This window comes from Photobacterium kasasachensis, from assembly GCF_050336885.1.
In the GTDB taxonomy this organism is placed as follows: domain Bacteria; phylum Pseudomonadota; class Gammaproteobacteria; order Enterobacterales; family Vibrionaceae; genus Photobacterium; species Photobacterium kasasachensis.
Genome location: NZ_JAKJSH010000006.1, coordinates 123884 through 136490, shown reverse-complemented (window position 1 = coordinate 136490; position 12607 = coordinate 123884). Strand labels below are relative to the sequence as shown.

9 protein-coding genes are annotated in these 12607 nt (G+C 48.9%); 4 read left to right on the top strand and 5 right to left on the bottom strand.

Going from position 1 to position 12607, the window contains the following annotated elements:
* Positions 1-104: 104 nt before the first annotated feature.
* Together L4D19_RS08335 and asnB are read left to right on the top strand one after the other, a co-directional pair.
* The gene (locus L4D19_RS08335) at positions 105-1691 is read left to right on the top strand and encodes a cation:proton antiporter domain-containing protein (RefSeq protein WP_428452088.1); all 1587 of its coding nucleotides are present in this window, start codon (positions 105-107) and stop codon (positions 1689-1691) included.
* A gap of 324 nt (positions 1692-2015) precedes the next feature.
* On the top strand, positions 2016-3692 hold the full coding sequence (gene asnB, locus L4D19_RS08330) for an asparagine synthase B (protein ID WP_075768280.1): 1677 nt from the start codon (positions 2016-2018) through the stop codon (positions 3690-3692).
* Between the two features lie 639 nt (positions 3693-4331).
* On the opposite strand, the gene L4D19_RS08325 is transcribed toward asnB, so the two are convergent.
* The 4 genes from L4D19_RS08325 to htpG all read right to left on the bottom strand — a co-directional run bounded on the left by L4D19_RS08325 (position 4332) and on the right by htpG (position 9594).
* Positions 4332-5636, bottom strand: coding sequence for an inosine/guanosine kinase (locus L4D19_RS08325; protein WP_428452087.1), 1305 nt, complete (start codon positions 5634-5636; stop codon positions 4332-4334).
* Between the two features lie 134 nt (positions 5637-5770).
* Complete coding sequence (hemH, locus tag L4D19_RS08320; RefSeq protein WP_428452086.1) at positions 5771-6745, bottom strand: ferrochelatase; 975 nt, start codon at positions 6743-6745, stop codon at positions 5771-5773.
* A 125-nt stretch (positions 6746-6870) separates the two neighbouring features.
* Positions 6871-7515, bottom strand: a complete 645-nt coding sequence (gene adk / locus L4D19_RS08315) for an adenylate kinase (RefSeq protein WP_075768277.1) — start codon at positions 7513-7515, stop codon at positions 6871-6873.
* 177 nt (positions 7516-7692) lie between these two features.
* Positions 7693-9594: a molecular chaperone HtpG gene (gene htpG / locus L4D19_RS08310; RefSeq protein ID WP_428452085.1), complete on the bottom strand. Its 1902-nt coding sequence runs from the start codon at positions 9592-9594 to the stop codon at positions 7693-7695.
* A gap of 199 nt (positions 9595-9793) precedes the next feature.
* Here htpG and L4D19_RS08305 point away from each other — a divergent pair, with 199 nt between their 5' ends.
* Together L4D19_RS08305 and L4D19_RS08300 are read left to right on the top strand one after the other, a co-directional pair.
* Entirely contained in the window at positions 9794-10660 is an 867-nt protein-coding gene (locus L4D19_RS08305; RefSeq protein WP_428452084.1) for a winged helix-turn-helix domain-containing protein, read from the top strand.
* The gene (locus L4D19_RS08300) at positions 10651-11199 is read left to right on the top strand and encodes a regulatory protein ToxS (RefSeq protein ID WP_428452083.1); all 549 of its coding nucleotides are present in this window, start codon (positions 10651-10653) and stop codon (positions 11197-11199) included. Before L4D19_RS08305 ends, L4D19_RS08300 begins: the two co-directional genes overlap by 10 nt.
* A gap of 83 nt (positions 11200-11282) precedes the next feature.
* On the opposite strand, the gene L4D19_RS08295 is transcribed toward L4D19_RS08300, so the two are convergent.
* Positions 11283-12311, bottom strand: a complete 1029-nt coding sequence (locus tag L4D19_RS08295) for a porin (protein WP_428452082.1) — start codon at positions 12309-12311, stop codon at positions 11283-11285.
* Between the last annotated feature and the right edge of the window lie 296 nt (positions 12312-12607).

Sequence of the window (12607 nt, the reverse complement as noted above, 5' to 3'; positions counted from 1 at the left end):
TTGTGGTATATTGCGCAAAAAAATTCACCCTACGCCCAAGCTACACTATGGGTTATGCGATAGTGCTATCGAGAACACAATAAGAAAGGATAATTAGTCTCAACATGGAACTTATTTTTATCATAGCCGCCTTTCTGGCTGGCTTTATAGCCCTGAGGTGCAAGCTTCCTCCTCTGGTAGGCTTCCTTGTCGCGGGGTTTGCCCTCAATAGCGCAGGCTACCAGTCAACCGAAGTCCTCAGTGTCCTGGCCGATCTCGGCGTTACCCTGCTACTGTTCTCGATTGGTCTCAAACTCGATGTCAAAACCCTGCTTGCCAAAGAGATCTGGGGAGGAGCGACACTGCATAACCTGCTGACAACCGGCCTCTTTACCCTTGCCCTGCTGGCTTTGAAACAACTCGGCCTCGGAATGCTCAGCGAGCTGGATATGGTGCAGCTTGGCCTGCTTGCCTTCGCACTCTCATTTTCAAGTACCGTTTTTGCGATCAAGGCGCTGCAGGAAAAAGGCGAGCTCAACTCTACCTACGGCACCCTTGCCATTGGGGTACTGGTCATGCAGGATATTTTTGCCGTTATATTCCTGACCGTTTCGACCGGCAAAGTGCCCGAAATCACTGCGTTAGCCTTGTTTGCCCTGCCCCTATTGCGTCCATCACTGTTTAAAATTCTCGACAAGGCCGGCCACGGAGAAATGCTGGTACTGTATGGGATTTTCCTTGCCCTGGTCGCCGGGGCCGGTCTGTTCGAGGCTGTCGGCATGAAGGCAGATTTAGGCGCTCTGATCCTGGGTATGATGCTAGCCGCTCACCCCAAGGCCTCGGAGTTGTCAAAATCACTATTCAACCTAAAAGAGCTGTTGCTTGTCTGCTTCTTCCTCAACATAGGCCTGTCGGAAGAACCGACCCTCGACGGCTTCCTGATGGCCATTTTGCTGCTACTGCTACTGCCGATAAAAGGCATCCTCTACTACGTCATCTTCAACCTGTTCCGCTACCGGGTCCGGACGTCACTGCTTGGTACGCTCACCTTGTTCAACTACAGCGAGTTCGGCCTCATTGTCGGCGGGCTAGCGTACAGTCTGGGAATGCTGCCAGGCAACTTTTTGGTAGCCATCGCCATTGCCGTCTCATTGTCATTCCTGATCGCGGCTCCACTCAATAGTATCGGCCACCGGTTATACAAAGATGCCTCGAAGTGGTTAAAAGAGTTTGAGCCAGACAAACTTAATTCGAGCGATAAGCTGATTGACCTCGGTAACAAGAAAATCATGATTCTGGGCATGGGCCGTATTGGCTCAGGTGCCTACGATGAACTAGTCGCACGCTATGGCGAGCAAGTCATAGGTATCGAGACCCGTGAAGACTCCGTCCAGATCCATCGAGCAGCCGGACGCAATGTGATCCACGGCGACGCCACCGACCCCGATTTCTGGGCGCGTGTTATCTCACGCCACAACACCGAACTGATCTTGCTGGCAATGCCTCATAGCCAGGCCAACAGCTTTGCTCTGGAACAGATTCGCGAGGGTCATTACCAAGGTAAGATCGCGGCAATAGCCAAATACAGTGATGATGAAGCCCTGCTCAGCGAACTGGGGGTCGATGCGGCATTCAACATTTACAATGAGGCAGGCAGTGGGTTTGCCCGCCATGTCTGTGAGCACCTGTCACCCGATATAAAACCACTCTAGCCCCCCAACCATTTTTCACTTTTTATAACGGCAGCCTCGGCTGCCGTTTGTTTTTTCGTTCAAAAAACCAGCCAATTATAGATAAAATTCAGATAAACCCCTTTTTATTGGATAATATTCACCAGCAAGGCTTTTCTTCAATTGAATTGAGATTAAAGGTTGCTTTATTTTACCGAATACGCAATTTTAACAATTAAGAACGGGAGACGTTAGCAGCAAGGAGTAAGAATTAAGTCTCTAGACTAGGAACTAGATACTCAATTCTTACTCCCTCCCAAACAATTATGGATAGCGACAAGCGATTTAAAAGTTGGAGTCAGAAGTATGTGTTCAGTATTCGGTATCTTAGACATCAAGAGTGATGCAGCAGCGTTGCGCGAAACCGCGCTAGAAATGTCCAAGAAAATGCGTCATCGCGGTCCTGACTGGTCAGGTATCTACTCGTCAGATAAAGCCATTCTGGTGCACGAGCGCCTGGCTATCGTTGACCTAAACAGCGGTGAGCAACCTCTGTACAACGAAGATAAAACACATGCTCTTGCGGTAAACGGTGAAATTTACAACCACAAAGAACTTCAGGCTGAGTTTGCACCCGACTACCCTTTCCAGACTGAGTCTGACTGTGAAATTATTCTGGCACTCTACAAAGAGAAAGGACCGGAACTGCTTGACTACCTCAACGGTATTTTTGGCTTCATCCTTTATGATGAGACGGAAGATGCCTATCTGATCGGTCGTGACCATATCGGTATTATCCCGCTGTACCACGGCTATGACGAACACGGTAACTACTATGTTGCTTCTGAAATGAAATCACTGGTACCGGTTTGTAAAACCATCAGCGAGTTTCCTCCTGGCCACTTCCTATGGAGCAAGAAAGGCGAGCCGGTGCGTTACTACAAGCGTGACTGGATGGAGTTTGATACCGTTGCCGACGCAAAGACCGATAAAGTTGCACTGACCAATGCACTAGAGAGTGCGGTTAAGCGTCAGCTAATGACAGATGTTCCATACGGTGTGCTGTTGTCAGGTGGTTTGGATTCATCTGTCATCTCCGCTATCACCAAAAAGTTCGCGGCCCGTCGTATCGAAGATGACGAGCAATCTCAAGCATGGTGGCCGACATTACACTCCTTTGCTATCGGTCTTGAAGGTGCGCCTGATTTAAAGGCGGCAAAAGTGGTAGCAGACAGCATTGGTACCGTTCACCATGAACTGACCTATACGGTTCAGGAAGGCCTGGATGCCATTCGTGATGTGATTTACCACATTGAAACTTATGATGTCACGACAATCCGTGCTTCAACGCCAATGTACCTGATGTCACGTAAGATCCGTGCTATGGGGATCAAGATGGTGCTTTCCGGCGAAGGGGCAGATGAAGTCTTCGGCGGCTACCTTTACTTCCACAAAGCACCGAACGCAAAAGAGTTCCACGAAGAAACAGTACGTAAGCTGCTGGCACTGAACATGTTTGACTGTGCCCGTGCCAACAAGTCAATGGCTGCCTGGGGCATCGAAGCACGTGTACCGTTCCTGGACAAGGAATTCCTTGAAGTGGCAATGCGCCTGAACCCAGAAGATAAAATGTGCGGTAACGGCAAGATGGAGAAACACATCATCCGTGAATGCTTCGGCCACTATCTACCAGAATCCGTTGCATGGCGTCAGAAAGAGCAGTTCTCTGATGGTGTTGGTTACAGCTGGATTGACTCGCTAAGAGAGGTTGCCGAAGCCAAGGTCACTGAGCAGCAGCTTGAAACAGCCAAGTTCCGTTTCCCATACAACACGCCGACAACCAAAGAAGGCTATATGTACCGTGAAATCTTTGAAGAGCTGTTCCCGCTTGAAGATGCCGCGAAATGTGTACCTGGCGGCCCGTCAATCGCCTGTTCAAGCGCCAAAGCCATTGAATGGGACGAGAGCTTCAAGAACAGTGCCGACCCATCAGGTCGTGCTGTAGCTGCCGTTCACAACGAAGCTTATGAGCAGAAAGCCTAACGGCCCAGTTATCATCTAAATACTGAAACGAGAGCTATAAGCTCTCGTTTTTGTTTTTGCTCTCATTGCCTTTCCCCTCCCCTTTTCAAGGGGAGGCTGGAAGGGGTTAACCACCAAACCTCACAACAACATCCTCCCAGAAACCAACCCCATCTAACTTCCCCTTCTATCAACTTGCTCGCTCTCCCGGCCATCATCGAACAAGGGGAAGGACTGGTTCAACACTCATACTTCGCGACCAACAATCTTTGCTCCTCCCCTTTTCAAGGGGAGGCTGGGAGGGGTTAACCACCAAACCTCACAACAACATCCTCCCAGAAACCAACCCCATCTAACTTCCCCTTCTATCAACTTGCTCGCTCTCCCGGCCATCATCGAACAAGGGGAAGGACTGGTTCAGCACTCAGACTCAACGATCAAAGTCTTTGCTCCTCCCCTTTTCAAGGGGGAGGCTGGGAGGGTTAACCACCAAACCTCACCACAACATCCCCCCAGAAACCAACCCCATCTAACTTCCCCGCTCTCTTTGCACCTCCCCTTTTCAAGGGGAGGCTGGGAGGGGTTAACTCACAAAATGCAGGCATAAAAAAACCGCCTTCCGGCGGTTTTTCTCAATCTCTAACATCTTGAGACTGGGAATTAACGCTCCCAGTATGCCTCTTCCAGACTGTCTTCACGCTCTGGCAAACCACGAGACAGACGCGGAGAGTGCTGTGCCAGCACTTCGTAGCTTACACGGTTCGAATACAGACAAACCTGCGAGAACGACGAGTAGGTCAGGAAGTTATGCTGATGCTTGCTTGATTTAGGCACATTCTCTTTGTGGTAACGGTTAGCTGACATATCGTGCAGCAGGGCTGACAGTGCACCGTCACCGGCACCATTGGTATTTTTGATGCGCTCTGGGCCACCCATGTACGGTGCAATGTGAGAAAAGACCTTCAATGGCAACTCACATTCTTTCTTTAGCATCGGGCGGCTGAACTCGTAACGGTTGAACTCAGGGATATCACCCGGCAACAGCGGCAAGCTGGTTTCGCGCTTCGCATCATCTTCGGTGTAACCTGCTGTATACAGACCAACAGGGCCTGCGGTGCACAGTACCAGATCCACCCACTCCAGGGTTTTCTCAGAAGCCACAAGCGGGTCTGCTTCGCCAGTCAGTGCTTCAGCTTCATCTTCGTTCATCGCAACAACCGTCACATGGTCGCGGAGGAAATCACGCCACCACTGCGGATCGTCTTCAATAACAAACTTAGTACCCAGCGTCAGTACCACAGGTACATCATGCTTTTTCGCATACTCAATCGCACGCATGGTCGCTTCCGGCATCGGATCGCCTTCTTTACAACGCACCAGATAAGCGGTCAGTACCAAAGCAGAAGCATTTTCGAATACCGTCTCTGGAATACTGTTCGGATCCAGCTGGTTCATTCGACCTTCATTGATCGCAAATGTCCGCTCACCCTCTTTAGAGATCAGCGCAAAACAGCGACCGATTGGGCCATGTACAGGCTGAAGGTGGTTCATATCCATACGGCTCGAGGTATTGCAAAGATAACGGTAGGCATAGCTGCCGATTTCGATATCTTTGCTCATTACACCGAGCAATACGGACTTATCATCCGCCAGTACAGAATAATTGTGCAGGGTATTACCGATCGTACCACCAGCAAATTCGTGGCTGATCAGGTCATTTTCTTTCAGTTCTTGATACAGCGCTTCAGCCTTTTCATCGGTAATGACCAAAGAGTGGCCTTTGCTTAGCTCATAACGTTCCAGGAATGCATCGTCAACACACGCTTCGATATCCACCAGAGTCTGGTCGATACCCACTACGTGAGTGCGTGTGAGGCGCTTTTCTTGTTTGGCTTGACTCAGAAGAGGATCACGGGCATGTACGGGAAAGTAATGCTTAGATTTTCGTTGGCCTGGAAATTTCATGTCAATGAGCTGTCTGTTGGGAAAATTTTGCGAATTCTATCACAGAATATAGAACAGAAAAGAAAAAGCTCTCACAGTTTTTGAGAGCTTCAACTTTTTAAGAGGAAAGTATTAGATACAGTCTGTACACGGTTTTACCAGCCCTGGGTATTTTGCCTGACCAGCTGCGCCATCATTGCAATATGCGCGGGATTATCGTTAAGGCACGGAATCAGGTTAAACTCCTTTCCGCCCGCCTCGATAAAGGTTTCCCTGCACTGCTCGGCAATCTCCTCCAGCGTTTCAAGGCAATCGACAGAGAAAGCCGGGCACATCACATCCAGCCGCTTTATCCCCTTTTGGGCCAGCTCCGAGATAGTTTGTTCGGTGTAAGGCTTTAACCATTCTTCCCGGCCGAAAATGGACTGGTAGCTCATACTCATCTGCTCGCGAGGCAGACCAAGTTTTTCCGCTAGCAACGCAGTCGTACCGTTACAGTGCTGCGGGTACGGATCACCGTTATCGGCGTAGCGCTTGGGAATGCCATGGTAGGAACATAACAGGTAATCCGGCTTGCCGTGATTATCCCAAAACTCTGTCACTGACTCTGCCAGCGCACCAATGTACTCGGGATGATCAAAATAGTTGTGCACAAGACGTAGTTCAGGTATTTCCGGGTGGGACTTGAGCACCTTTGCCACTTTATCGAAAACCGCGGCGGTTGTGGTTTGTGAGTACTGCGGATACAACGGCAGAACCAGTACCTTATGACAGCCTTGCTGTTTCAGGCTCTCCAAACCGCTTGCAAGCGAGGGGTTACCGTAAGTCATTCCCAACTCGACAGGCACCTGCAGGACTTCAGCCAGCTGTCGCTGCTGGCGTCGGGAATACACCATCAGGGGTGACCCCTCGTCCATCCAGACAGACTGGTATAGCTTGGCTACTTTCGGTGAGCGTATCGGCAGAATAACGCCATGAAGGATCGGGCACCATAGCCAGCGAGACATATCGACAACTCGCTGATCATGCAAAAATTCAGATAAAAAGCGTTTAACGGCTGCAGGCGAGGCTTCGTCCGGCGTCCCCAAGTTAACCAGCAATACACCATAATTATTATTTTTTTCGCTCATACTTTCCTTCGCGTTTGAGTAATGCGCTGACGGCTTAACTTTATCAGCTTTAATAAAATCATGCATATAAAAAACGGGTTAGCCCTAAAGCTAACCCGTTTATTCGATTCGATGCGAAGCGTCGATTAAGCCAGTGCTTTTTCCAGTTCAGCACTTACTGCAGCGACAGGCTGAGTACCGTCAAACTTCAGGTACTTAGTGTTACCCGCTTCTGCTTCTTTGCCGTAGTAAGCAATAAGAGGCGAAGTCTGGTCGTGGTATACACCCAGGCGAGCACGTACTGTCTCTTCCTTGTCATCTTCACGGATAACAAGATCTTCACCCGTTACGTCATCTTTGCCTTCAACCTTCGGCGGGTTGTATACCGTGTGGTAAGTACGACCTGAAGCCAGGTGGGCACGACGGCCAGCCATACGCTCTACGATAACATCGTCAGAAACGTCAAACTCGATAACATAGTCAACAGCTACACCAATTTCTTTCAGGCCGTCAGCCTGAGGAATTGTGCGTGGGAAGCCGTCTAGCAGGAAGCCTTTTGCACAATCGTCTTCAGCAATACGCTCTTTAACCAGACCAAGAATGATATCGTCAGACACCAACTGTCCAGCGTCAATTACTGATTTCGCTTGCTTACCTAGCTCAGTACCAGCTTTGATCGCCGCACGTAGCATGTCACCAGTAGAGATTTGAGGAATACCAAATTTCTCCATGATGAATTGTGCCTGAGTACCTTTACCTGCACCTGGAGCGCCCAGAAGAATGATGCGCATCTTGATCCCCTTTAAATAAGATGGAGTTTTTCAAAAAACAGAAAAATACACTGATTAGCCCGCAGTCGCAAGCCCGGCACTATTGCCGAGCCTGGATTACATGCTTTATCAGAATACTATTTGAAGCTGATAATAGAATCGATAAGACCTTAGTCATATCGATACCTATTAGCAAAATTATGCCAGCAACTTGTTAACGGCGGCCAGGAACTGAGACGGATCGTCCATCGAGCCACGTTCTGCCAACATCGCCTGACCTAGCAGCATTTCAACCCAGCGGCCAAATGCCTCTTCATCAGGTTCATCGGCCATCTTGTTGACCAGGGCGTGCTCCGGGTTAAGCTCAAGGATATATTTCACCTCAGGCGCATCATGCCCCGCCGCTGCCAGCAGCTTAGCCATTTGCGTACCCATTTCATTTTCATCAGTCACCACAACAGCCGGTGTATCCTGCAGCTTGAACGTGGTACGAACATCCTTCACACGCTCACCAAGGTAGCTCTTCGTCCGCTCAACCACAGACTTAAACTCTTCTTCAGTTTGCTTGTGCTTCTCTTTCTCTTCCTCGTCTTCGAACTTGGACAGATCCAGATCGGCTTTGGTGATTGCCTGGAACTGCTTGCCGTCAAACTCAGGCAGGTGACCCATCAACCACTCATCGATACGATCGTGCATCAAAACAACTTCAATGCCCTTGGCACGGAACTGCTCCAGGTGCGGGCTGTTCTTGGCCGCGCTGAAACTATCTGCCGTCAGGAAGTAAATCTTATCCTGACCTTCTTTCATCCGTTCAACATAATCGGCCAGCGAGACAGTCTGCTCGGCCACTTCGTTGTGCGTAGAGCTAAAGCGCAGCAAGTTGGCAACTTTCTCACGGTTGGCAAAATCTTCGGCAGGACCTTCTTTTAGCACCTGACCAAACTCGTTCCACAATGTCTGGTACTTCTCGGCATCATTTTTCGCCATCCGCTCCATCATCGTCAGAGCACGCTTGGTACATGCCTTGCGCAATGCCTGAGTCACCTTGTTGTCCTGCAGGATTTCACGCGATACGTTCAGCGGCAGATCATTCGAGTCGATCAGACCACGCATGAAACGCAGGTAGGAAGGCATAAACTGCTGGGCATCGTCCATGATGAAGACGCGCTGAACATACAGCTTCAGGCCGTGCTTGCTGTCACGGTTATTCATATCCCACGGTGCTTTCGATGGAATATACAGCAGGCTGGTGTAGTCCTGATTACCCTCGACGCGGTTATGACTCCACGCCAGCGGCTCGGCGAAGTCATGTGAAACGTGATTGTAGAATTCTTTATATTCTTCTTCGCTGATCTCTGACTTGTTGCGGGTCCAAAGCGCCTGGGCCTTGTTGACCTGCTCCCATTTGTTGGTTCCCGTTTCCTTACCTTCCTCGTCACGCTCAGCGGTCTGGATAAAGACTGGAATACCAATGTGGTCAGAGTATTTGCCAATGATGTCACGCAAGCGGTACTCGCTCAGGAATTCTTTCTCATCCTCACGAAGGTGAAGAATGATCTCGGTACCACGGCTGGCTTTTTCGATATCTTCGACCGAATAATCGCCTTCACCGCTAGAGTGCCAACACACAGCCTGATCGGCAGGGACACCTGCCGCACGAGTATTCACTGTCACCGAGTCAGCCACAATGAAAGATGAATAGAAACCGACACCAAACTGGCCGATCAACTGGGAGTCTTTTGACTGGTCTTCGCTAAGCTTGGCAAAGAAATCTTTAGTGCCTGATTTGGCAATGGTACCCAGATGCTCAATGACATCATCGCGGTTCATACCGATACCGTTGTCATGGATAGTCAAGGTACCGGCATCAGCATTGAACGACAGTTTTACGCCTAGTTCAGCATCCTTCTCATATAAATCAGGTTGCGACAGGGCGCGAAAGCGTAGCTTGTCCGCCGCATCAGAGGCATTAGAAATCAACTCACGTAAAAAGATCTCTTTGTTCGAATACAATGAGTGGATCATCAGATGTAAAAGTTGCTTTACTTCCGATTGAAAGCCACGTGTTTCCTTATTTTTATGGATATTTTGCTCGCTCATTTCAACTCCGTAACTAGTCGTATTACGTAATCTATATCAATTCATTTCATAGATATGGCCAAAGTTCGGTTTTTCAACCTAAAATGCGCTTTTTATAATATTTATATTTTTTCAGCCGCCCTTTTAAAAATTTACATTCAGAAATGATTCAGGGAATTCATGCTATATAATCAGCTCAACTGTGCCATTGGTGCTAAAAATGAATAAAATATCAAATAAATATTTGATTGGTCAGAGGTTCCTCTTTGACCCTTATGACAATAGCTTAATCGACCAATCTGAAAACGATGAGCTCACCCGACTCGGCAGCAATGAAAGCCGAGCATTAAGCCTGCTGATTGAAGAACCTGGTGCGATCATCACCCGTACTCGCCTGCATGATTATGTTTGGCGTGAGCAAGGCTTCGAAGTTGATGACTCCAGCCTGACCCAGGCCATCTCGACGCTTCGCAAGGCGCTGAAAGACTCGACGAAATCGCCGGAGTTTATCAAGACCGTGCCTAAGCGAGGCTATCAGATGATCGCCAATGTCAATGAGATGGCTGACAGCCCAGCAGTGACCGAAACACCACTCGTTCACGCCGATGCGGAAGCCGTTACCTCCGAGCCAGACATGGATACGATCGCGCAGCACAGTGTGACTGCCGAACCGAGCGCGGATCCATCGAACAAGAGCAAGAATACGGTAGAAAACAACAAGCCATCGAAAATTGCCATATTGAAAATTGTGGCAGTGATGATTGCCTGTTTCTTGCCATTGCTGGTGAATTTAAGCTTTCCGCCAAAGTCAGAGGCCTTCAAGCCGTTGCTGACTGTTAACGGCGTTCAGGTACTGACGCCCAAAAATCACCCAGATCTGTTGCAGTGGAAAACACTGATTTCGAGCTGTGTGGAGACCTATCTTGAGTACCATCAGGGGGATGAACGTCCGTTAGAGGTCATTGCTACGGGTGGACAAAGCAACCAGTTATGGCTGAACTACATTCACGGCACCTCGGTACCGGGTGAAAACGTTACCCTGCGATTGCTTACTAGCCATGAGGATAATACCAAGCTATGTCAGTAAAAACTAAATACAGCAACTTTCCGGGTTTCTGCAGGCAGTACTGGGCGTTCATCGTTTTGGCATTATCGACTTCTTTCAGCGCCTGGCTCTATTTCTCCAGCGACTACAAGCAGGAACAGTTGCTCATGTCCCGAGAATGGCAGTCAATGTCTGTCAGCCGGATTGAAGCCATGCAACTGGAACAGCTAGGGATGCTACGTCGTGTCGAACAAAGCAGCCATGTTGTCTACCTGCCCAATAAAACCTACTCGCGCATAACCTTGCTAAAACTCTTTAGCGAAAGCGAGCAGCCACTTACCTTGCACATTTCCGAATCGGGGAGATGGGACATCAGCGGTGGCTACCTGCTTACCGAGCCGCTTGAATTTAAGGACATTACTTCAGGCCAGAACAAAGACTTCCAGAGCCACCATCTGACGATTGTCAAACAGGTATTCCGAATGGATGCCCAGCAAAGCCGCCGTATTGATATCATCAATAAGAAGTCGCTATTGCTGACCAGCCTGACTTACGGCTCGAGCATTCTTTACTCGCTGTAAAGCTTTATATTACGGTTAAATCAAAAAAGGGGGGAAGCGCTCGCTTCCCCCAACCACAATGAACATTCCTTTCAAATTACAGCTTAGAAGTACACTCTCATACCAATCGTGAATGCACTGTCATCGCTGCCGGCGACTTCTTCGTCAAAGCTCTGATCGGCATATTCTGCGTACGAGACAACACTGTCATTTAGCCAGTAGTCAGCACCAATGGTGAACTGGTTTAGCTTATCGTCCTGGGTATCGTAATCGACATAATCGTAGACACCGTACAAACCGACACCGACAGGCAGATCGTAGCGAGCCATTGCACCGATACCTGTTCTCTCCTCACCGGCGAAGTCGTAATCAGAGTACATTGCAGCCAGTGACAGCGCCTGGTAGGCATACGTGGCGTTCAGCGTCCAGGAAGTATCGTCATCACCGCCGTAGGTCACATCCTTCTCGGTGCGCTCTGAGTAGGTATAGGTAGCCGATAAGCCAAGGCCGAAGTCAGAAGCCCAGGCCACACCCAAGGCATACGCCTGGTCGATACCAAGTTCACCCAGATCCGGGTCTGCCACACCGTTCGCATCGACCCCTTCATCACCGGTATGATACTGCGCCATGATGCTCAGGCTGTTAACATCAATCTTGTACTGAATACCATTGGTAAGACGATCGGTCGCAAACGCATCCTCTTTGATGTTTGCCGTTCCGCCATATTCCCAGGTGATATCATACTGACCGGCCAAGGTATCCTGAACTGCCGACATACGACCGATACGGAACTCACCGAAGTCACCGCCAATCGCCACCGAGCCGAATTTCAGGAAATTATCATCATCATTTCCGTCACCGTCTTCCGGGATAATATTCATTTCATACATGACATCGCCGTTGACATACATGTTATTGTCCAGGAAGTAAGTGATCCCCAGACCAAGCTCCGTCCCCTCACCGGTAAACGTACTGTCCGCCCCCATATGACCGTTATCAGTTGTCTCATAACGTGCACGCAGGTTACCGTAGGCATTAACTGAAAGCTCATCTGTTTTATAGACTTCTGCTGCCATTGCTGATGCGCTAGCAACAACAGAACCAATAACTGTTGCTACAACTGTCTTTTTCATGTCCAACTCCTAAAAACCTGCATACGCCCATTTGCTATATGTCAGGTGATGGTATTTATATTTTGATCCCTTGCCTTCGCTACCCGAGAGCACTCATTACGCTTAACCGTAATAGCCTGGTGCATTCAGGTAACTTCCATGGCATTTCTGTTCTGTCCGAGATGACAATATTAAATACCGAAAATCAGAGTGTTATGAAGAAAAACAGCCTTAAAAATTATTTATCTAGATGTAGTTAGAAAATAAGTTTAGGTAAAAACTAAAAGCGACTATAAATTACTGAACCAGCTAAAAAC